Origin of the sequence: Bradyrhizobium sp. BRP19 (assembly GCF_020194195.1) — a bacterium.
GTDB lineage: Bacteria > Pseudomonadota > Alphaproteobacteria > Rhizobiales > Xanthobacteraceae > Bradyrhizobium > Bradyrhizobium yuanmingense.
The window spans coordinates 71,236-92,719 of the sequence record NZ_JADYVZ010000013.1; the positions used below are offsets into that span (position 1 = coordinate 71,236).

The 21,484-nt window shown below is 63.6% G+C and carries 20 protein-coding genes; 7 read left to right on the forward strand and 13 right to left on the reverse strand.

Annotated features, from left to right (window positions below; genetic code table 11):
- Nucleotides 1-7: 7 nt before the first annotated feature.
- The gene (locus I6F36_RS29470; RefSeq protein ID WP_057026117.1) at nucleotides 8-1,102 is read left to right on the forward strand and encodes an extracellular solute-binding protein; all 1,095 of its coding nucleotides are present in this window, start codon (nucleotides 8-10) and stop codon (nucleotides 1,100-1,102) included.
- A 113-nt stretch (nucleotides 1,103-1,215) separates the two neighbouring features.
- Nucleotides 1,216-2,031, forward strand: coding sequence for an IclR family transcriptional regulator (locus I6F36_RS29475; RefSeq protein WP_036026695.1), 816 nt, complete (start codon nucleotides 1,216-1,218; stop codon nucleotides 2,029-2,031).
- Between the two features lie 114 nt (nucleotides 2,032-2,145).
- On the opposite strand, the gene I6F36_RS29480 is transcribed toward I6F36_RS29475, so the two are convergent.
- Nucleotides 2,146-2,526, reverse strand: a complete 381-nt coding sequence (locus I6F36_RS29480) for a hypothetical protein (protein ID WP_225172692.1) — start codon at nucleotides 2,524-2,526, stop codon at nucleotides 2,146-2,148.
- 365 nt (nucleotides 2,527-2,891) lie between these two features.
- On the opposite strand from I6F36_RS29480, the gene I6F36_RS29485 reads away from it, so the two are divergent.
- Complete coding sequence (locus tag I6F36_RS29485; RefSeq protein WP_225114043.1) at nucleotides 2,892-3,203, forward strand: hypothetical protein; 312 nt, start codon at nucleotides 2,892-2,894, stop codon at nucleotides 3,201-3,203.
- Between the two features lie 66 nt (nucleotides 3,204-3,269).
- Here the strand turns inward: I6F36_RS29485 and I6F36_RS29490 are convergent, their stop codons facing one another.
- The 5 genes from I6F36_RS29490 to I6F36_RS29510 form a co-directional block, all read right to left on the reverse strand.
- Nucleotides 3,270-4,541 carry an efflux RND transporter periplasmic adaptor subunit gene (locus I6F36_RS29490; protein WP_036026697.1) on the reverse strand — a complete coding sequence of 424 codons (1,272 nt, stop codon included), beginning with the start codon at nucleotides 4,539-4,541 and terminating at the stop codon, nucleotides 3,270-3,272.
- Nucleotides 4,538-7,720, reverse strand: a complete 3,183-nt coding sequence (locus I6F36_RS29495) for an efflux RND transporter permease subunit (RefSeq protein WP_225172693.1) — start codon at nucleotides 7,718-7,720, stop codon at nucleotides 4,538-4,540. The genes I6F36_RS29490 and I6F36_RS29495 overlap by 4 nt, the downstream gene beginning before the upstream one ends.
- Before the next feature lie 81 nt (nucleotides 7,721-7,801).
- Entirely contained in the window at nucleotides 7,802-8,725 is a 924-nt protein-coding gene (gene rpoH / locus I6F36_RS29500; RefSeq protein ID WP_036011601.1) for an RNA polymerase sigma factor RpoH, read from the reverse strand.
- Nucleotides 8,726-8,785: 60 nt separating this feature from the next.
- Nucleotides 8,786-10,210 carry an ATP-binding protein gene (locus tag I6F36_RS29505; protein WP_225172694.1) on the reverse strand — a complete coding sequence of 475 codons (1,425 nt, stop codon included), beginning with the start codon at nucleotides 10,208-10,210 and terminating at the stop codon, nucleotides 8,786-8,788.
- 12 nt (nucleotides 10,211-10,222) lie between these two features.
- Nucleotides 10,223-10,897 (reverse strand): response regulator transcription factor, encoded by a 675-nt coding sequence (locus I6F36_RS29510; protein ID WP_225172695.1) that lies wholly within the window; start codon nucleotides 10,895-10,897, stop codon nucleotides 10,223-10,225.
- Nucleotides 10,898-11,386: 489 nt separating this feature from the next.
- On the opposite strand from I6F36_RS29510, the gene I6F36_RS29515 reads away from it, so the two are divergent.
- Both I6F36_RS29515 and I6F36_RS29520 read left to right on the forward strand, forming a co-directional pair.
- Nucleotides 11,387-11,632 carry a hypothetical protein gene (locus I6F36_RS29515; protein ID WP_109145157.1) on the forward strand — a complete coding sequence of 82 codons (246 nt, stop codon included), beginning with the start codon at nucleotides 11,387-11,389 and terminating at the stop codon, nucleotides 11,630-11,632.
- A gap of 259 nt (nucleotides 11,633-11,891) precedes the next feature.
- A complete protein-coding gene (locus I6F36_RS29520; RefSeq protein WP_036026706.1) occupies nucleotides 11,892-12,284 on the forward strand; it encodes a hypothetical protein in 393 nt (130 codons plus the stop codon).
- 1,734 nt (nucleotides 12,285-14,018) lie between these two features.
- Here I6F36_RS29520 and I6F36_RS29525 read toward each other — a convergent pair.
- Both I6F36_RS29525 and I6F36_RS29530 read right to left on the reverse strand, forming a co-directional pair.
- Nucleotides 14,019-14,441: a hypothetical protein gene (locus I6F36_RS29525; protein WP_225140424.1), complete on the reverse strand. Its 423-nt coding sequence runs from the start codon at nucleotides 14,439-14,441 to the stop codon at nucleotides 14,019-14,021.
- A 155-nt stretch (nucleotides 14,442-14,596) separates the two neighbouring features.
- Nucleotides 14,597-15,073, reverse strand: coding sequence for a DUF3833 family protein (locus tag I6F36_RS29530; protein WP_225140425.1), 477 nt, complete (start codon nucleotides 15,071-15,073; stop codon nucleotides 14,597-14,599).
- Between the two features lie 244 nt (nucleotides 15,074-15,317).
- Here I6F36_RS29530 and I6F36_RS29535 point away from each other — a divergent pair, with 244 nt between their 5' ends.
- A complete protein-coding gene (locus I6F36_RS29535) occupies nucleotides 15,318-15,587 on the forward strand; it encodes a hypothetical protein (RefSeq protein ID WP_109145159.1) in 270 nt (89 codons plus the stop codon).
- 76 nt (nucleotides 15,588-15,663) lie between these two features.
- Here I6F36_RS29535 and I6F36_RS29540 read toward each other — a convergent pair whose 3' ends face one another.
- Complete coding sequence (locus tag I6F36_RS29540) at nucleotides 15,664-16,605, reverse strand: Ku protein (RefSeq protein WP_109145160.1); 942 nt, start codon at nucleotides 16,603-16,605, stop codon at nucleotides 15,664-15,666.
- Between the two features lie 120 nt (nucleotides 16,606-16,725).
- Nucleotides 16,726-17,649, reverse strand: coding sequence for a LysR family transcriptional regulator (locus tag I6F36_RS29545; protein ID WP_225134968.1), 924 nt, complete (start codon nucleotides 17,647-17,649; stop codon nucleotides 16,726-16,728).
- Between the two features lie 150 nt (nucleotides 17,650-17,799).
- On the opposite strand from I6F36_RS29545, the gene I6F36_RS29550 reads away from it, so the two are divergent.
- Nucleotides 17,800-18,726, forward strand: coding sequence for an MBL fold metallo-hydrolase (locus tag I6F36_RS29550; RefSeq protein WP_225144786.1), 927 nt, complete (start codon nucleotides 17,800-17,802; stop codon nucleotides 18,724-18,726).
- A gap of 46 nt (nucleotides 18,727-18,772) precedes the next feature.
- On the opposite strand, the gene I6F36_RS29555 is transcribed toward I6F36_RS29550, so the two are convergent.
- From I6F36_RS29555 to I6F36_RS29565, 3 genes are all read right to left on the reverse strand, one after another.
- Nucleotides 18,773-19,570, reverse strand: a complete 798-nt coding sequence (locus I6F36_RS29555) for a carboxylesterase (RefSeq protein WP_225144700.1) — start codon at nucleotides 19,568-19,570, stop codon at nucleotides 18,773-18,775.
- 385 nt (nucleotides 19,571-19,955) lie between these two features.
- Nucleotides 19,956-20,405 carry a lipocalin-like domain-containing protein gene (locus I6F36_RS29560; RefSeq protein ID WP_225114035.1) on the reverse strand — a complete coding sequence of 150 codons (450 nt, stop codon included), beginning with the start codon at nucleotides 20,403-20,405 and terminating at the stop codon, nucleotides 19,956-19,958.
- A gap of 116 nt (nucleotides 20,406-20,521) precedes the next feature.
- Nucleotides 20,522-21,478 carry an oxidoreductase gene (locus I6F36_RS29565; protein ID WP_225144699.1) on the reverse strand — a complete coding sequence of 319 codons (957 nt, stop codon included), beginning with the start codon at nucleotides 21,476-21,478 and terminating at the stop codon, nucleotides 20,522-20,524.
- Between the last annotated feature and the right edge of the window lie 6 nt (nucleotides 21,479-21,484).

The following is a 21,484-nucleotide window of genomic DNA, read 5'->3' on the forward strand; positions in this document are numbered from 1 at the left end:
AGAGAAAATGCTGGGAATGAAACGCTGGCGACTGTCGGTTTCCGTATTGGCCTCGGCCCTGTGCATCGCGATGGGGACGGGCCTGGCTCAGGCTCAGAGCAACGTCGTGATCATGCAGGACCCGGGCGGCGGATATGGCGATGCATTGCGCAAGGTCATGTACGATCCGTTCGAGAAGGCGACCGGCATCAAGGTGGTCACCGTCCAGGAGGCGCGTAGCGGCCCACGCATCAAGGCTCAGGCCGAGGCCGGCAAAGCTCAATGGGACCTGACGTTCATCTTCGACCAGGAGACCAAGCTGCTCGGCGACTGTTGTCTCGCCGACATCGACTATTCCAAGCTGTCCGACGCGGCCAAGCAGACGCTGGCGGCCATGCCGGACAATCTTAAGCGCAAGAAGGGCGTGGCGCTGCAGGTGATCGGCGTCGGCCTCGTCTACAACAAGGACAAGTACAAGGGCGAGAACGTGCCGACCAGCTGGGCCGACTTCTGGGACGTGAAGAAATTCCCTGGCCGGCGCTGCATGCCCGCCTGGCCGCGTTTCGTCTTCGAGGCGGCGCTGATGGCCGACGGCGTAGAGAAGAGCAAGCTCTACCCGATCGACATGGAGCGGGCGCTGAAGAAGGTCAAGGAGATCAAGCCACACATTGCCAAATGGTGGACGACATCCGCACAGCCGCCGCAGCTCCTGCTCGACGGCGAGGCCGACATGTGCATGGCCTACACCGGTTCGATGAGCAAGCTCGCGCTGGAGGGCGCCCCGATCGAGCTGACTTTCAATCAGGGCTTCATCTACTACGACTTCTTCTCGATTCCCAAGGGAGCGCCGAACTACGACAACGCGCTGAAACTGCTGTCCTGGCGGCTCGAGCCCAAGCGCGCGGCGCAGCTCACCTCGACCTTCCCGGTCGCCCTTCCCTCCCAGGTCGTGTTCGAGGCCGCAACCGACAAGAAGCTCGCGCGCTACTGGGCCAACAACCCGGACAACGTCTCGAAAGCGATCGAATGGAGCCCGGATTATTGGGGCGCGACTTCGCCGGCTGGAAATTCCACCAATGAAGAGTACGGGCAGGAGAAGCTCAACGCCTTGCTGGCCCAGTAAGCAGGCTGATCAGCCCCGATCCGAAAGGATCGGGGTTAATTCCACACCCGGGCTATTGCCGTTCGCGCGGCCATGCTAGATCGAGTGAAATATCATTCTATTTTGGCCGGTGGATGGATAAGGCTTTTACCAAGGGACTGCGTCTCCTGGAAGCACTTGCTCTGAGCGAGCAGCCCCGCGGCGTCACTGACCTCGCGAGCGAGCTGAAGCTCACCAAGAGCAACGTGCATCGGCTGCTGATGACTTTGCAGTCTCAAGGCTATGTGCGCCAGATCCCCCCGCACAGCACCTACGAGCTCACGACCAAGATCTGGGCGCTCGGCAGCCATGTCATCCACCGGATGGATCTCATCAACGTCGCGCGACCGGCAATGACGAAGCTTGCCGAGATCACCGGCGAAACCATTCACCTGTCGGTGCTCGAGGACACCGACGTGGTCTATGTCGACAAGATCGAAAGCGCTCACCATATCCGCGCCCATACAAGCGTGGGCATGCGCGCACCCGCTTTCACCATGGCGACAGGCAAAGCGATGCTCGCACATATGCCTGATGACTACCTGGAACGGTTCCGGCCGCATCTGAGGCGCTACACGGAAGCGACGCGAACGACGATCGAGGAGCTGCGGGAGGACATCGAGCTGGCACGCGCGCAGGGCTACTCCTCCGTCCTGCACGGCGAGTGGCGCGAGGGCATCGCCGCCTGCGCTTGTGCCATCCTCGGTCGTTCCGGCGAACTCGTGGGAGCGATTGGCATGTCCGGGCCCGACAGCCGCATCAAGCGCAAGCAGATAAAAGAATATTCGGTTCACGTGATGGAGGCAGCCCGAACCATCGGCGCTGCCCTCGGTTATTCCAGTAGGCCGGCGGCATATCCAGCAATGCGAGGCGGTCCTAGACAGTCACATCAATCACGACGAGCCACCTGATCTTTCCAGGACGGCGTTGGTGCCGGGCAACGGAAGCAGCCGCTGCTCGTCCATCGCGGACTTCAGATCGAGGTCCGCACCCGTATACCCGGCCAGGAAGTGGGCATCCCCCGCTCACTCGCAAAAGCCGAGGGCGACAACGGCATCGGCTTCACGGACGCGCTTGATTCGCTCGACTGCGCCCGCGCCGCCGATCGCAGCGGCGACATCGACGCGTGCAGCCGGGAGATCGCACGCGCGCGGGCCGTCCTGAGATAGCAAATGCCGCTCAAGGGTCGAAGGCAAGGCGATGCGCGCAACGCGGTCGTGCAGCCGTGGGAGCAGGACGTGCGTTCTGGAAATGCTCGCCCGAGCGCAGGTTTCTAATGTCAATGCAATCAGGTGGAGCCTTCTCGATGCATAAACAGCACTCATCGAACAATAGGCCACACACGGGCCGGGATCGCGCCGAGCCTTCTTGATGAATTTCAGTGCGATGCTTGCTGCGTCTTGCACCTGCCACTAGGGGTTCGATCTGCGTCCGACTTCAGCATCCGGGCGGCAGCACCGGCGACACGCCGGGCGTTGGTGCTGCGCCTGAAGCGTTCGCCGGCAGCACAGTCGCAGGCGAGGCGAGATTCATCGAGACGCCTTCCATGCAAGCCGAGCTGTTCGGGCTGGGCACAACCGCAGCGTTCGGGTCTATGCCCGTCCCACCGGCACCACTGGCTTCCGCCTGAATCGTACCAGGTGCGGGGCTTGTAGCCACTTGCGGGATCGACAATGGCAGGGACGCAGCGCTCGTCACCTCTCCCCCCGGCGTCGAGCTGCATCCGACCGTCGTACCTGTTCCTGAGGGCGCAGCTGAGGAGATCGTACCGGTGGCGCTGCTGTTCTGCCTTATCACCGGCAGCAACGGCGCCGCGATGCCCGGTGGTGCAAGGCCTGTCGGCGATACGGTCGGCGTCGCCGGCACCGGCGTCGGCGATGACGACGGCGGAGCGCAGACGACCACCGTCCCCGGCGTCGTCGGATCCGACGCGAGCGGAACCGGCGCCAGCGTCGTGTCCGGAGCACCTGACACGGTCGTTGCGGAAAACGGCCCGGGACTGTTGAGCGGTGAGACCACGATCGCGCCCGGCACCGTCGGCAGATCCATTGCAGTAGTGCCGGTCGTTGCGACCTGTGCCTGACCAGCAGAGCTTCCGAGCAGCAACGCCGTCGCCGCTGCGAGTACAATTCGCATCATCTTTCGCGTCCTAGCTCGCCTCGCTCTTGCGAACGGTGACCTTGCTTCCCTCCGCCAGATTGACCGCGGGATTGAGCACGACCTGGTCGCCGGGCTGCACGCCGTCGCGCACTTCCACCGTGGTGCCGAAATCCCGGGTGATCGAGACCTGCTGAAAATGGACCGTGTTGTTGCGCACAACCACGACATGGAGGCCGTTCTGGTCGAAGACGAGCGCATCGGATGGGATCGTCGTCGATGCTGTCCTGCGCGGGATCGATAGTTCGACCGTGCAATATATGCCCGGACTGAGCAGGCCATCCGGATTGGGCACGTCGATCTCGGTTAGCAGCGTCCGGCTTCCCGGCTGCAGCGCGGTTGCGATCCGCGTGACCTTGCCCGCAAACGTCCGCCCCGGAATCTCGGGGACGCGGATATCCGCATCGACGCCCGGACCAACGCCGAACGCTTCGTCCTGTGGCACGAACACCTGGGTTCGGATCACGTCGGAATGCATCAGCGTGAACATGAAGGTGGACCCGGCTGATACCAGGCTGCCGTTGTCCACGTTACGCTGCGTGACCACGCCGTCGAATGGCGCCACCACACGCTGATAGGACTTCTCCTGCTGGAGAACTCGGATCTGCGCTTCCTGCGCCGTGATGTTCGACTGGGCGACACCCACCGCGCCTTGCTGCGCGCGCAGGGTGAGACGATCGTTGTCGCCCTGTTGTGCCGTCAACCAGCCCTGCTTGACGAGATTGCTATCGCGCGAGTTGGTTACGTCGGCCAGTTCCCGGCTTGCCTCCGCCTGCTGAAGCGCGGCCTGGTCCTGCGCGAGCGTCGCTTGCGCCTGCGCGATCTGCTGGTCGAGCTCGGGCGCAGTGATTTCCACGAGCAGCTCGCCCTTCTTGACCCGATCGCCGATATCGACGTAGCGCTTCTCGATGTAGCCGCTGGTCCGCGCGAAGATGTTGGCCGCCTCGAACGCGGTCGTCGTCGCCGGCAGGCTCACCTTCATGATGTCGCCTCCGGGCTTCACCGTCGCGACCCGAACCTCGGGAAGGTTGGTTCGAGCCTGCTCTGCCACAGCGGCAACGCCACGCATGGCCTCATAGTGCCGCCAGCCGCCGATGCCGAGACCGCACGCAAGCATGAGGAGCACGCCTCCGCCGAGCAGCGCGCCGCCGTAACGGCGTCCGGATCGAGGGCCCTTTCCCGGCAGTTCCACAATCCGGAGGCTCTCCGCCCCCGGGCGGTGTGTCGCCCCGTCGTCATCGGTCCTTGCGCGAACGTCACTCATTCCGGTTGCTCCTCGAATACCCCATGATGAGGCTTGCCGTCGTTGCCTTTGCGCAGCATGGCGAAGAGATAAGGCACGATCAGCAGGGTGGTCGGTGTTGCAAACAGCAGACCGCCGATGACCGCCCGCGCGAGCGCTGCATTCTGCTCCTCGCCGGGCCCGCCGATCGCCATCGGGATCATGCCGACGATCATCGCCGCCGCGGTCATCAGCACGGGCCGGATTCGCGTCCGGCCTGCGCTCAGCGCCGCCTGGAATGCCGAATGCCCCTTCAATTGCTCGTCGCGTGCGAATGTCACGAGCAGGATGGAGTTCGCGGAGGCTACGCCGATCGCCATGATGGCTCCCATCAGCGAAGGCACGTTCAGCGTCGTCCCGGTGATAAACAGCATCGTCACGATGCCGCAGAATGTCGCCGGCAGTGCCAGGATGACGACAAAGGGATCGCCAAAATTCTGGTAGTTCACGACCATCAGCAGGTAGACGAGGATGGCCGCGAACAGCAGTCCAAGGGAGAGATCGCGGAACGATTGGTGCATGCTCTGGATCTGGCCGAGAACCTGGATCGAGTTGCCCGGCTGGAGTTGCTTCTGCAGCGTGGACGTCACCTTCTCGATGTCAGCCGCGACGCTGCCGAGATCACGGCCCTGCACGCTCGCATAGACATCGTAAACCGGCTGCACATTGGCTTGGTTCGAGTTGGTCGGAACGGTGCCCCGCTTGAAGGTCGCAACATTGCTGAGCAGGCCCGGTACCGTCTGCCCGCTTGCGGCAAGCGAGGCCGAAACCGGCGTATTGCCCAGCGCGTTCAGCGAATTGGTCCTGTACTCTGGCGTCTGCACAGCCAGGTAATAGGGAATGCCGGAAGTCGGATCCGTCCAGAAGTTCGGCGAGACCTGCGCGGACGATGAGAGGCTGACATTGATGTTGGTTGCCACCGTGCTCGCATTGAGACCGAGTTGCGCGGCGCGGGTGCGGTCGATGTCGGCGTAGAATGCGGGAGCATCGACCTCCTGCTGCAGATGTGCATCGACCACGCCGGGGATCGCGGCGAGACTCTTTTGCAGTTCCTTGGCGACGGCGAGATTGTTGTTGCCGTAACCGACCGTGCGGACATCGATCTGCGCCGGGAGACCGAAGTTCAGGATCTGCGTGACGATATCGGCCGCCTGGAAATAGAACGTGTCCTCCGGGAATGCCGTCGGCAGCACCTGCCGCAGCCTCCTGATGTAATCCGCCGTCGGCTGGTGCCCTTCCTTCAACGACACGAGAATGGTGCCGTCGTTCACCCCGATGGTGGAACCGTCCGTGAAAGCAAGGTTATAGGGCCGCGCCGGCAGGCCGATATTATCGACGATCAGCGCCCGGTCGTGCTCGGGAATGACCTCGCGGATCTTGTCCTCAACTGCCTGGAAGATCGCTTCCGTCCGCTCGATCCGCGTGCCCGCGGGGGCGCGAACATGGAGCTGGATCTGGCCGCCGTCGATCAGGGGATAGAAGTCCTGGCCGACATAGGCGAACATCGTGGCACCGAGCGCCAGCACCAGCACGGCGACGACGGGTATCACTGCGCGGTGCCGCAGCAGTTTCAGCAGCAGATCGGAATAGCCGTCGCGCAGGCGTTCGAAACCGCGCTCGAATGCCGCGGAGGCGCGTGCGAGGATGTTTGACGGCCGATTGCCCTCGCCATGACGTTGCTCGCCCTTCAGGAGCAGGCCAATGGTGATCGGCGTCAGCGTCCGCGACAGGCCATAAGACGCCAGCATCGCGAACACCACGGCAAGGCCAAGTGGCGTGAACAGATATTTGGCCGGGCCCTCGAGGAATACGACCGAGATGAACACGCAACTGATCGCGAGCGTCGAGACCAGCGTCGGAATGGCGATTTCGGCGGCTCCGTGCAGAGTCGCGTCCGGCAGCGGCATGCCTTCCTCGGTCCAGAGCCGGTGCGTGTTCTCGATCGTCACCGTCGAATCGTCGACGAGAATACCGACGGCAAGAGCAAGGCCGCCGAGCGTCATGGTGTTGAGGGTCTCGCCGAGGAAATAGAGGACGATCAGCGAGGACAGCATCGCCAGCGGGATCGAGATCAGGACGACGAGCGTCGATCGCCACGATCCCAGGAACACCAGAATCATCAATGCCGTCAGGCCCGCCGCGATCGCGCCTTCGCGCAGCACACCATCGACCGAGTGTGTGACGAAGATTGACTGGTCGAACAGCTCGTTCACCTTCAGCCCCGCGGGCGCCGACGCGCGGATCGACGTCAGGGCCGCTTTCACCCCGTTGACGACGGCCAGCGTGGAGGCATTGCCGTTCTTGATGACGCTGAGCAGGACGGCGCGGTGGCCATCCTCGCGCACAATGTTCTGCTGAACCTGGGCGCCGTCGCGGACCTGGGCGACGTCCTTCAGGAAGATCGTCGCCCCGTTCGCGAACTTCACCGGGATCATGTTGAGATCCTGGATCGTCGCCGGCGTCGCGTTGGTACGAACGGTGTACTGGGTGTCGCCGATCTTGGTCGTGCCGGTCGGCAGCGTCAGGTTCTGCGTGTTCACTGCGTTGACGATGTCGAGCGGTGTCAATCCGCGCGCCAGCAGCTTGTTCGGATCGAGGTCAACCATGATCTGGCGGTATTTGCCGCCGGTAGGCGTGGGCAGGGTCACGCCTGAAACGGGAGCCAGTTGCTGGCGGACCCGGTAGATGCCGAAATCGTAGAGCTGCTGCTCATTCAGGTTGTTCGATTCGAGGCTGAGCTGGAGCACCGGCACGCTTGAGGCATTGAACTGCACGATGATCGGCGGCTGGATGCCGGGAGGCATCAGAGCGCGGATGGCGTTGGTCGCCGAGACGATCTGCGAGATCGCGAGATCGAGATTGACGTCCGGCTGAAAGTAGATCTTCTGAACCGACAAGCCGTTGAGGGTCTGCGCCTCGATATTCTTGATACCGCTGACATTGGCGCTGATCGAATACTGGCTGTAGGTGCTGACGCGCTGTTCCATCTCCGGCGTGGAAAGGCCGGTGTAGCTCCAGATGACAGTGACGACGGGAATCCGGATCTCCGGAAAGATGTCTGTCGGCATCGAGCGAATTGCGATGCCGCCGAGGAACAGGATCAACGCCGCAAGCACGTAGAAAGTATGCGGAAGCCGCAGCGCGAAGCGAACAATTCCCATGATTGGTCTGCCTGAAACAGGGTTACGCAGGATCGTCGGACAAGTGAGGGCGGCCGCGCCTCCGTTCAAATGAAAACGAATTCAGTCGCTGCACGCGGCGGCGTGTGACACATCATGCGCAGCGTTCACGACGGCCCGTTTGACTTTGGCGAAGGTACGGATCTCGATCTGCCGAACCCGCTCGCTGGATATGGACAGCTCTCGGGCGAGCTGATCGCGCGTAACAGGACATTCCTTCAGGCGCCGCGCCTCGAAGATATGACGCTCCCGCGGCGCGAGCCCGTCCAGTGCAGCGCGCAAAGCCCTGCTGCGCTGCTCCGTCTGGTCGTGATCGGCAAGCATCGTCTCGGCGTCGACCGCACCATCGACCAGCAGGGCCTCCAGCTCGGTTCCACCGTCCTCGTCACCGACGCGCGCGTTCAGCGACATGTCGCGGTGGAGTCGCGCGTCCATCTCGATCACCTCGCGCGCCGTCACCTCGAGCTTCCCGGCGATCAATTCGGCGACGTCGGGTGTGAGCCCGGCCATCGCACTGCTGGTGGCTTTCCTGATCTCGCCGCGGAGTTTGAAAAACAGCTTCTTCTGCGCAGCCGTCGTCCCGATCTTGACCAGGGACCACGATCGCAGGATGTAGTCGTGAATGGTGGCCTTGATCCACCAGATCGCATAGCTGGAGAATCGGGCGCCGTGCCCGGGCTCGAAGCGCGACGCCGCGATCACGAGGCCGAGGTTCGCTTCCGCGATCAGATCGACCAGCGGCAGACCGTATCCCTTGTAACCCCTCGCCAACTTGGCGGCGAGCCGAAGATGGCTGGTGACGAGCGCATCCGCGGCGCGCCGGTCCCGCGTTTCCTGCCAGCGACGCGCCAGCTGCTGCTCCTGACCTGATTCAAGTAGCTCGTAGCGCCGGATTGCGGCGGAATAGGCGGTGAGGAACGGCGTCGACACCGCTGCGATCGGCACGGCAACAGGATCGCGGCACACCACCTCATGGCTCGTCTGCATTTGTCACTCCTATAGTCCGGGCCGGCTGATTGATCTCGGAGGCACCGCACGTCATTTGGCTCATCCCATCTGGCCGGCCTCTGCGTGCAGCAATGCGCGTGACCGGCGCGCGATGGGCCTGCCCGCACTCCCGGTCCAGGCGAGGATCTCGATCCGCCCACCGGGAGCCGGGCCAATGATCAGCCGGAAGCCGTGCAGCTTGACGATCGCCGCCACCAGGCTCAGTCCAAGCCCGACGCCCGGCGTATTGCGCATCTTGTCGGAGCGGTAAAACCGCCGCAGCACTGCTTCGCGCTCCTGCTCGCTGATGCCGGGCCCGGTATCGCTAACGCGCACCAGCGCGGTCTCGTCCTCCGCCTGCAGGGCGAGGTCCACCCGCCCGCCGGACGGCGTGAATTTGATGGCGTTGTCGACGAGGTTGGCGACTGCCTCGAACAGCAGGTCGCGGTCACCCCACACCTGCACATTGCACTCGGTGACGACGCCGAGCCCGACATGCTTGTCCTCGGCGATCGGCTCGTAGACGTCGCACACCTCCCGCAGAATCTCGTCGAGCGCGACGTCGCCAAACCCGGCCATACGGCGGTTGTTCTCGATCTCTGTCAGGCGCAGCAAGGCCGTGACGATCGCGAGCGACTGGTCGATGCCGGCGATGGCCTTGTCCGCAACGTCCTGCAGCTGTTCCAGCGTCGCCGCATGGGTCCGGCCGCGCTCCAGCGCCAGACGGACGCGGGTCAGCGGCGTCCTGAGATCATGAGCGATGTCGTTGCCGACGCCGGCGAGCGCATTGATCATCGTCTCCATCTCGTCGAGCATGCCGTTGACGATCCTGGCCAGCCGCGCAAACGGGTCGTCCGTCCCGCCCTCCGGAAGCCGCTCGCGCAGCTCGCCGGCCACGATGCGCTGGACCCGCTGGTTGACCTCCTCTACGCGTCGCTGGGCGCGCAAGCTCAGCCAGGCACCCGCAAGCAGGCAGAGGCTGAAGGCCGGCAGCAGACCCAGGGCCAGGGCCTGGCCCACCACGCTCGATATCTCGCGCGTCTCGTCGACGTTCCGTCCCATCACCAGGACATCGCCGCCCTCGAGACGGCTACCGACCGCCCTGACGACGGGACCATGCGCCGTCGGCTTCTCCAGCAGATCGAGTCGCACGCCCTGCGCCGCCCCATCGAGCCCGAGTTCGCGCGGCACGCGGTCGATATTCCCGGCCAGCCTTTTGCCAGCAGGATCGAACAGTCCCGCGTACTGCACGCCCCTGGAATCCTGCGCGAGGTGATCCGCGATAGCGCTGACGCGGCGGGCCGGGGACAATTCCGCGACGAAGTGGATCTGCGTGGTGATCATGCGATCGGACCGCGCGACCAGATAGGCATCGAGCTTCCAGTAGATGAAGGCGAACAAGGCGACCACGAACAGCGCAAAGGACGCCGCCACGGCCAGAGCCCAGAGAAATGTGCTGGAGCGGATCAACTGTGTCTGCTGCATCGCCCGTCCCTCCTACCGCGAGCGAAGGACGAAGCCGGAGCCTCGGACATTGTGGATGAGCTGTGTCTCCCCGGAACCGTCCACCTTGTGACGAAGCCGGCCCATATGCACGTCGATCAAGTTGGTCGCCGGAACGAACTTGTAGTTCCAGACCTCCTCGAGCAGCATCGCGCGCGTCAAGAGCTGATCGCTCCGGCGCATCATGTACTCGAGCAAGCGGAATTCGCGCGGCAACAGGTCGAGCCTGCGCTCGCCGCGCCGCGCGGTGCGCTCGATCAGATCGAGCTCGAGGGGCCCGACATGCAGGATGGTTTCGCGGCTGTCGCTCGGCCGGCGCAGCAGCGCCTCGATTCGCGCAACCAGTTCGATGAGCGCGAACGGCTTTGTGAGATAGTCGTCCCCGCCCATTCGCAATCCGCGCACCCGGTCATTCACGGCGCCAAGCGCACTCAACACCAGCACAGGCGTCCTCACCTGCTCCTTGCGCAGCACCTCGATGACGGTCAGCCCGTCAACTCCCGGGAGCATGCGATCGACGATCATGGCATCGGGGCTCGACGCACGCGCGCGCTCGAGACCGTCGACGCCGTTGCCGGCCCACTGCACCTCGAAGCCGCGATCGCCGAGTTCGGCGAGGATCGCCTCGGCGGTTTCAGTGTCGTCCTCAATCAGGAGAATCCGGGTCATGAGCCTCGTACCATAATTCCCACGGCGTCTCGACGCGCGGTTGGGCAGCACGGGTACGGCGTCGGGCCGTGTCATGCTCAGTGCCCGCGTACGTCGGACGCGCGTCGCTGATGCCGCCTGTTGCCGGTCGCCCGCTGCGCTATGAGGTAGCTCTGCCGCGCGCACCGCGCCACTAAATTGCGGTTCATGTTGTCGGCTGTGCGTGCCGCCAACGGCACGAGGACCCGCACCACGCGTGTTACAAATGCAATGATCATCTTCCGCGCTCCGCTGCCAACCGACTGGATCGAACATATGCCGTCAACGCACGTGCCGTCGTCTCAGGGACCACGGATGTTATGCATTCGCACGATCGTGGTTGCGACACCGCAGCGGCTCTCGGGCGGTTGAAATGCAGTGAGCAAAACGTGCGTTGGAAACGTGGCCGATCGTTCACACATCGTCGCTGAGCCGGCTTGATCGGCCTGATGTCGTCAGAGGAGAGAGCGAATGACCACGTCCAAACTATTGTCGATAGGATTGATCGCGGCCGCAATGCTGGGTGGCCCAGTCATGGCGCGCGAGCACCAGCGCGCCGCGCAGCAGCCCGACGTGGCCGCCGATACAGTCGCGGCGACCACGCCGTTCCATTATCCGGGCGAGCGCGCCTGCGTTCCGGCGCCGCGCGTCGGCGCCTTTGCAACCGCGCCGTGGACCGGCAACAACGTACCGTGCGAGCCGGGCACAGGCAGCTAGTACTGATTGGGTGACGCGGCCTGCCCTATAGCTTCGCCGCGTTTTGCAATAACGAGGAGCGGACTGCGCTGGTCGGCCCGCTCCTACGCGTGCGTCGCGCCGATCCGCGAGACGCTCTTCGCGAGCGGCTTGCCTGATATTCTGACATCGAATTCAGTTGGATCGCCTCGTACCGGACCTACCTCTCCCTCATCACTGACCCGGCCATCGGCAACCTCGCGCGGAACATGGCCGGACAGCGCAACAAGAGGAGTCATCCATGAAACGTGCAATCATGATTCTGGCGACAGCAGCACTCGCCTCGACGCTCGCCGTTGGCGCGGCCAATGCCCATGGCGGCGGTGGTGGCGGTGGCCACGGCGGTGGTTTTGGCGGTGGCGGCTTTGGCGGCGGACATGCAGGCTTCGGCGGTGGACATGCGGCCTTCGGCGGCGGCGCGCATTTCGGCGGCATGGGCCATGAGGGAGATTTTGCCGGCGGCGCCCGGTTCGGCGGCGAGCACCTTGGCTTCGGTGGTCATGACGTAGGCCTGCGCCAGCACGCGTTTCACCACTTCCGCCGAGGCGGCTATGGATTCTACGGCGCCTATCCAGATTGCTACGACTGGTACGAGTTGCATCCCGACCTGCCGTTACCGCTGAGCTGCAGCTAACCGCCGCACTCTGCAACCATTGGTCTGGAGCAGCGGGGGCGCATTGCCGTTCGCGTCGAGGATAGAGTCGATGAAGTGCGTCGTTCTATGCGCGTGGCCACGTCAGGCACGCCCTGCGGTAAGCTCGTGAGCATCGCCTCCTTCTTCCGAGGTGCGCTGCCCGCGCTGTGCTTCCGTGCACTTCTGCAAGGCGGCCTAATCGCTGCGATGCGGTCTGCGCGACCGCAGAATAGCTAAGGCGGAGCCCCGCTCATCTCTCGCGATCGAGGAGGCTGTTGCGCTCCCCTGGGCCCGTCCCGACTATAAAGCCTCGACCGGCGCGGCGCTCGACGATCGCACATCGGTCTCTCGATAGCGTTCCACCGCTTCAGACGACTTGTACTAAATTGGCCCCGACGGTTTTCCTCGAGCAGGTTGTTCATTGCGGGCCGCGCTCGCAGCACCCAGCTCCACAAGACCACGACATCTGGACAACAAATCGCGGCATCCAACCCAAGATCTAGCGTCATCACCCATTCGACTAGCAGATCTTTGGAATTGACCTAAAACGACTCGCGAATTTTTGGCGACGGACGCGAAACCAATGACTTAATCGACTCGCATTTGATTGGTCCCGACAGCACTCAGGAATCGCTGAAAACGGTCGCGTACCGAAGGTGCGCGGATTGATTTCTGATCATTAGACTTGGCGCGCTACGGTTTCTCCGCCGGAATCCGACCATCCGGATCCATTTTCAGATACTCACCGCGATCGGTGGTGAAAGCCGCGGTGCTGGGCAACGCCAGGCGTTGTCTGGTAGGCCCTGTTGGGCCCAAACAAGGGAGCCGCGCCGCCAGGGCGTTCCAGGCCCATTCTGCCTGCTGGCGTCAATTCGCAGTCGTTCAACACATCCCGATCGGGATATTGCGCCTGAAACAAATCTGGATGTTGAGTCGCCCACAATGGGCACTGGGCGCTTGCAGAGCTTATCGCGCCAATCGACATCATCGCTGCAATAACAAAGGTCCTGAATCCAGTCATGGTCGTGCTCCGAACGGCTGTTGTTTTCGTGCGGAGCATTCGCGCTGACTCGAACCGGCTGCTCTGTTGAAATGCGCTTCCTTCGAATTTCTTGGTTGAGCATTAGGTGGGTATGCGCTCGGGAAAAACACGTGGGTGAACAATCACGCCTGCGCGAATGGCAAATCGGTGTGCTCATCATCGCGTGACGCACCCCGGCGACGAAAGACTCCAAACCGTGACGCAACTGCCAGCATGAAGCCGAGTGCGGGGTTTACAGATTCGCACGAATTCGACCGCCAACCCGCGCGTGATGCCGAGGACGTTACCAGTCTTGCAGGCGTCACCGATTGCGAGGGCGTGGACCGAGGCTCATCTAACTCATCATCGTAGGTCTATCGGAGAAACTCCCATGCGATCGGGTCTCGTTCTGAGCCTTTTGATTATCCTGTGGGCCCCCGTCAGCGCCGCGGTGGCAGGCCAGGTCCATCGGCATCATGCAAAAGCGCATCCTCGTGTTCTGACGACTGGGAGTACTGCGGCCTGGGCTTATTCACCGGCACGGCCGGACCGCCGTCAACCGGCCCCGCACTATGATGATCAACCAGAGCCAGGTCATAATCCTTACGAGAGATGGGGTGGTTAGCACCCCGTCGCCTCCGCGTCGCCGCCGGCTTGGCGCCCCTTCGAGCGCGGCGATGGACCGCTAGTTCGTTGCCGACCTCAATCCCGGTTCAGGAGGCGTTCGCCCGCGCCCGTTCGCGGGCTTCGCGGCGGCGCTCTCGGCGCTCGCGCCGACGCTTGGCCCGGTCGGCTGGCTGCGGCAGCGGGGAAAGCGGAGCAATCTCCAATACCGGCTGGGACGTCTCATCGACCGGGGCCGCCAGGCTGGGCTCGCTTGGTGCCGGTCGGGCTTCCATGAACGCCAAGATGTCTCGCCCCTTCGACGTCAGTCTCCAGCCACCGCTGATGCGCTCGACCAGCCCCTGTGAAAAGATGTCGAGGTCCGGCACGCGGCTGGCAAGACGCCTCGTCCGGTCGGCCCAATCGCGGCCGCTGGTCGCCAGGATCGCCATGTCGCGCTTGAGATCTTCCATGACGGCAAAGCCATCCGGATAGCTCACCAGGATCTTCAAAACCGTAACCTGGAAATTCACGCCCGGCCCCCGCTCTGGCTCAATCAGCGCCAGAAGATTCACTCCCGCGAAAACGCCCACCGTACTTTGCTTCGGTGCCTTCGCGATTCAAGAATGTTAAGTTCGAGAAAGAAGTGCGCACCGGAGAGCGGGGCTGCAGCCCCCGTCGGGCGAACCTAAAGCTTCCGATACGTCACATGCGCCGTCGCGAACGGAATGCCCGCGCGCCCGGCGGATCCGCGCACGATGCAGGCGCGGTCATCGATCGCATAGAACCAATCGTCGAAGTTCAGCTTGAACGACTTTCCATCGCCTTGGGGCGTGTCGCGCGTGTACTTCCAATGGAATGCACAACCGGCCTGCTCGCCCGTGGCTTCACCCTCCAGTCGATTTTCGTGGCCGATGTATTGACCTTCGCTCAGCTTGTGGATCGTCCAGCGCAACGTGTCGCTATGGCCGTCATCAAAGGTGTAGGTTTCAGTCAGAACGACAGTGTCGGTGTCCGCGTCCAATTCGCCATGCGCCGTGATCGTCGCCCGCTTCAACAGCCCGCCGACGAGACTCTCGACCACCGCCCATCCTTCCAAGCGACCAACGAAGAACTGCTCAGGGAGAAACACCGGCGTGGTGCCAGCGAACGCATCAATGACCATGGCTTTTCCTCCGAAACCGATGACGACATAAGCCGCCTCTCAGCACCAGGGTTCCTCAGGAGGAAACCTGCCTGGCTCTGCTGGGTGCTTGCAACGCATACAGACGCTGCGTCACAACGCGCGCTCCCCTTCATCCGGAACACGTGGACAAGCCCAGCCCTGCCGTTTGGGAATCTCTGACCCGTGTTAACAGCCCGGAACGATCTGGCGGCGGCACGGATTCGTCCCGCAGGAGCAATCTCGCATGCTGATGACCAGGGAAAGACGGCCGGCGATCCGGACCTTACGGGGATGGGCCACCCACGTGCTGCACGAGGCCGGCGCGATCTGCGAATGCGAGGAGCACGGCTGGGCCAGGGACCGCGCCGACCCGCACGCGCGCCATCGCGCGGTCGTGCTTGCGCGCCAGGATCCGCCGGACGGCGTCTCTGCCGATCAGGCGGTCGCGGAGATCAACGATGTCCTCGATTCGATCGGCGATACATGTCCGGAGTGCCCTGACGAGGGCCTTTGAGGCCTGCGACTAGGACCTTCGCGTACCAAGCGGCATAGGGCGTGTTTTCGATTTAAGTCCGGCGTCACGGGATGCTTCATGCCGATTTCCGCCGCGCCCCTGCGGCCGGCTTTTTCGCGGACGTCTCCCTGGCGGCCGCCTTCTTGCCGGCGATCGGCATCAGCATCTCCTTCTGGCCGGCCGCCGCCTTCCTCGGCTTCTTCGCCGGCTTGTCCGCCTTCGCGGGCGCGGCCTGCTTCCCGACTTCCTTGCCGACGCTCCGCCGCAGCGCCTCCATGAGGTCGACGACGTTCTCGCCCTTCGGCCGCTCCTTCGGCCGGATCACCTTGCCGGCGCGCTTTTCGTTGATGAGGTCGATCAGCGCGGTCTCGTAATGGTCCTCGAACTTTTCGGGCGCGAAGCGTCCGGCCTTCTGGTTGACGATGTGCCGGGCGAGATCGAGCATGTCCTTGGTGACCTTCACGTCCTGGATGTCGTCGAAATATTCGGCCTCGCTGCGCACCTCGTAGGGGTAGCGCAAGAGGGTGCCGACGAGGCCCTTGTCCATCGGCTCCAGCGCGATGATGTGCTCGCGGTTGGTCAGCACCACGCGCCCGATCGCGACCTTGTTCATCTCGCGAATGGTCTCGCGGATCACCGCGAAGGCGTCGTGGCCGACCTTGCCGTCGGGCCGGATGTAATAGGGGCGGATTAAATAGCGCGCGTCGATGTCCGATTTGTCGACGAACTCGTCGATCTCGATGGTGCGCGTGGACTCCAGCGCGATCTCCTCGAGCTCTTCCTTGGAGACCTCGATGTATTGGCCCTTCTCGAGCTCATAGCCCTTGACGATGTCCTCGTTCGTCACCTCGTCGCCGGTCTCCGCGTCCACCTTCACGTATTTGATGCGGTGGCCGGTCTGCCGGTTGAGCTGGTTGAACGAGATCTTCTCGCTCTCGGAGGTAGCGGGATAGAGCGCCACGGGACAGGTGACGAGGGACAGTCTCAGGAAGCCTTTCCAATTGGCGCGCGGGGCCATTTACGCAGAACTCCGGTTCGAGGCGGCTTGGATTCAAGACGAACGGCCGGCCCGGGTTCCGACATCGGGAGCAACATTCATGACGAGCACGCTTTGCGGCGTCTTGCTCCATGTTTTGGTTTAGGCGGCGCCCGACTTGACAGAATCGACCACCAGCCGGCGCAACCAGACCGCGCCGGGATCGTCGTGACTTCGTTCGTGCCAGAGCAGGCGATAGCCGTAGGGCGTCACCTGCGCCGGCGGTTTCAGCATCACGAGACCGAGCCGCGGCGCAAGCTGCCGGGCCGCCCGCGAGGGCATGGTCACCAGGTAATCCGACGCAGCCGTGATCACCGCGGCCGTTGCGAAATATGGAACACGCAGCGCGACGTGCCGCTTGTAGCCGCGCTCGGCCAATGCGGTATCGATCGGCCCGCCCTGCCCGCCAAAAATGCTGACCACGATGTGCGGCCAGGCCGTGAACAGCTTGATCGGCAGCACGTCCTTTGCCCCGCGCATCTGCTTGAGCAAAGGATGCCCTTGCCGGACCAGCGTCACGAAATTTTCGCGGAACAGCTCGCGCGCCCGAAACGAGCCGGATACCGGATTATCGGCATACAGCACGAAATCGACCTGACCGTCAGCGAGCATGCGGAACACATCACGCGAGAAGCTGACGACCTCGATCGCCGCCCCGGGTGCCTCGCGCGCAAAGTGGGCGGCGACATTGGGCAGGATGGCGAGCGCCCCATAATCGGTCGTCGCGATGCGAAAGACGCGGTCGGTGGCGGAAGGATCGAATTTCGGCTTGTGGAGAAATGTCTCGACGCCGCCGAGCAAGGTCGCCAGCGGCTCGCGCATCGCCTCGGCGCGCAGCGTCGGCGTCATGCCGCTTGCCGCCTTCACCATCAGCCGGTCACCGAACAGGCGCCGCAGCTTTGCCAGCGCACGGCTGATCGCGGGTTGGCTGCTGCCGAGACGCTCAGCGGCGCGCGTGACGCTGCCGGTCTCGAGCAGCGCATGCAACACCACCAGCAGGTTGAGGTCGACTTTCGCCAAATCCATCGAACGCATAATGTAAATTCTATCATGACATTTGTGGATGATGCCAGATCATCGTACACAGACCCCACCGCGATAGGCCGGAGAAGCCGTATGCCATCACATCTGAACATCAGCCGCCGCATAATGCTCGCAGGCGGCGCGGCCGGAGCGATGACGCCGCTGCTGGGCATGCCGGCCGCGATCGCGCAAACGCCTGCTGGCAGGGCCAATTCCGGCCACTACAGTTTTCGGATCGGCGATATCAAGACAACCGTCGTCAGCGACGGCACGCTGAGCGGCAATCCGCGCATCTATGCCCACACCGCCCAGGCGGAGGAACTCGGCAGGACGCTGAGCGATGCGTTCCTGCCGACCGACACCTTCAGGCTCAACCTGAACACGCTTCTGCTGGAAACCGGTGGCAGGAGAATCCTGATCGAGGCAGGTGCAGCGCAAACGCTCGGCCCCGATGGCGGACATCTATTCCGCAATCTTGCGGCGATCGGCGTGGAGCCCGAGCACATCGACGCCATCGTGATCACGCATACCCATCCCGATCACGTCGGCAATCTCAGCCGCGCCGACGGATCGAGCGCTTTTCCGAACGCGACGGTCCATCTTCCCGAGGACGATTTTGCGTTCTTCATCCGTAACGAGCCTGACCTGTCGCGGCTGCCCATGCCGGAAGATTTCCGGCGCGCCTTCATCGCCAATATCAAGCGAAGCGTGGCGCCCGTCGCCAAGTCTGCCGTGCTGTACCGGCCGGGCGGCGAGTTGTTGCCGGGCATAACGACGATCGCCGCCGGCGGCCACACGCCGGGCATGTCGGCGATCCTGGTGCATTCCGGCGCGCAAGCATTGCTGATCACGTCCGATGCCGCCTATAGCCCCCTACTCAACATCGACAATGCCTGGCGGCCCGGGCCGGATCTCGATCCCGATACCGCGTTGCAGTCGCGCAGGCGCTTGTTCGACCGCGCTGCGACGGACCGCATCCCGGTGCTTGGATTCCATTTCCCGTTTCCGGGCATCGGCAACATCAGGAAGACGGACGACGGCTATCGCTGGGTGCCGGCGAACTGGCGGTTCGAAGGCTGAGCCAGCCCGAAGATGCGAAAGCGGCTATCGTAGGATCTCAAGCCCATCATTCTACGACCGCCGTATGCAGAAGCGCTGTTCTATCCAGGCGCCCCCCGGCGATTTCCGAGATGAATCGTCCGCAGCGCTCTACGATCAGATCCTTGTCGTTATCGAGCGTGGCGACATGATAGGAATTGTCGAGCCAAAGCAGGCGCACGTCGTTGGAACTGACCTCCTGCGCGATTCGCTTGCCATTGGCCGCCGGCACGACGTGGTCCTCTCTGGAATGAATGGCGAGCGTGGGACAGCTGACCTTGCGCAGCAGGCTTTCGGTCGCAGCAATCAGGACGTGGACCTGCCGGAGGCAAGCGACTGGCACCTCCTGATAGGCCAGCTCCTTGACGCCGGCGGCCTTGATGTCCGATCCGATGCCGGGAACGCGCTTCGGCGCCGCGCCGTCCGATACGAGCTCGGCCATCGCGCCATCGAAGATTCCGGCGGCACCGTTGATCGGCACGGCGCCTGCGACGATGTTCGGAAAACGTGCGGCTAGGTTGAGCGTCAGCGTGCCTCCCATGGACAGGCCGGTGACGAAGACCTTGGTGCCCTGCCCAGCCAGCTCGTGAAGCGCCTGCTCCGCCGACGCGAGCCAATCGAGATAGCCGGTCGTTTCCATGTCGTCCGGTGAGGTGCCGTGGCCCCGCAGGCGAGGCCCGCTGACGGTGAAGCCGAAGCGCCGGTGAAGCTCTTCGCCGAGATACCGCATGCTTTGCGTCGTTCCCGTGAAGCCGTGGAGCACGAGGACCGCAGGCCCCTTGCCCTGCATGAAGAATGGTTCGGCTCCAGCCATCACATCGGTCATGTCATCTCTCCTGTTGTCATCGCGGCTGCGGCCGCATCCGTTCTCGTTCCGATATCGAGGCAATCATGACTGGCGCCTTGCCGAATATGCGGCCGCTGCAAGGCCGATGATCGCACCCTGCAGCATCAGCTTGGCGGATTCGCCAAGCCCCCGACTCGTCAGCAGGTTGAAGCTGAATGTCAACATCAAGGCGGCGACGGTCGGGCCGAGCCCCTCTCCCAGGACTATTGCATATGGTGCTTTGCGCGAGCTGAGCGCGCGCCTCGTCCTTCAACGCCCGCTAACGGCGGGCGTCTCGAAGAATGGCCACAGGCGAGATCGCTCCCATATGCGATCGCCCTGCCCCTTTCCGGAGCCGAAGGTAACGCCGTCGGCGTGAACGGCGCTAGCGGACCCGCTCGAACGTGATGCGGATCTTCGTGCCGTCAGGTCGTTCAAAATTCTCGGTCATGACGTCGCCGTCGACCACCAGACGCAATTCCTTCCGCGTCCGAACGCTGCCGATCCAGTTCGGAAAGGTGCAGCCCTCGACCTTGTTGCCGCTGAACTCGCCGTTCTCATCCACCGTGTAGGTGCCGAAAAAGCCGATGCTGCCGGCCATGGCCGCGCGGTTTTCCGCGTCCGTGCCCTCGCCCCGCACGCTGGAGGCAAAGCGCGGGACGTCCGAGTCGGTCAGCACCTCGATGAAGTGCATGTCCGGCGTGAAGGTCAGGAGCCCGTTCGGCCGCGCGCCATAGGCCGGCAGGTTCTTTCCTTCCGGATCGATCTGAGCGGAGACCATTCTCCAGGTGCCGAGCACCTTGTTCGGCGGCGTAGCGTGGACTGGAGCACTCATCAGGCAAACTCCCAAAGCGATCAGCACCAGATTTCGACGGGTCATGTTGGAGTCCTCTGCTTCGTCTTTCTACGCGGCCGCCGGGCCTCGGAATGGCGGACCTGCGCGAGGCCGCTTCAAGTGCACAGATCCGTCCTCGCCTGGGTGCGGGACGACTCCGTCGCTAAGCGAGCGCCGGTCAGTGTTGCCGAGACATCCCACAGATGAGACGCCACCGCATCGTCATCGGCCTGCGGCGGCACGCGGGCCACGGACGGCGAACCGCGGATTTCGCCGAACTTGTCCGGACCGTAATAGCCGCCGGGGACGATGTCCGGCGACGTCGCCGCGAACAGCGTCGGCAGCGCACCTTGCGCCGCCGGCTGAAACAGGAACCAGAGGGCGGTCCGCGCCAGGCCGGGAAGGCTCATCCGGCCGGCGCCATTCGGAATGAGGTCGGTCCGCGATACGCCGGGATGGGCCGCAACGCTGGTGATGCCCCAGCCGAACCTCCGGCTGCGTCGCTGCAGCTCGAACGCAAACATCAGGTTCGCAAGCTTGGACTGGCTGTAGATCGGCATCGGCTGGTAGCGACGCTCAGCCTGCAAATTGTCGAACTCGATCGCTCCGCTGCGCGCTGCCAGGCTGGACACGGTGACGACGCGCGGCTCGACGCCCTTGTGCAGCAGCGGCAGAAGCTCGGCCGTCAGCGCGAAATGGCCGAGGTGGTTCGTGCCGAACTGCATTTCGAACCCGTCGGCCGTTACTTGCCGGACAGGGGGCATCATGACCGCGGCATTGTTGACGAGCAGGTCGAGACTGTCCCGTTGGCCACGCAAACGGGAGCCGAAGGCCCGCACCGAATGAATATCCGCAAGGTCGAGCCGTTCGAACCGGACGTTCGCGTTGGGCTGACGGGATCGGATCCGCGCGACGGCGTCTGCTCCCTTCGAGGCATTGCGACCGGCAATGATCACTTCGCCGTCCGCACGCGCCAACGCCAGCGCATCTTGGTAACCCAGGCCACCCGTGCCCGTGACAACGGCGCAACGCCCCCGCTGGGACGGAATATCGCTCGCACTCCAACCAGGCATCGGGCC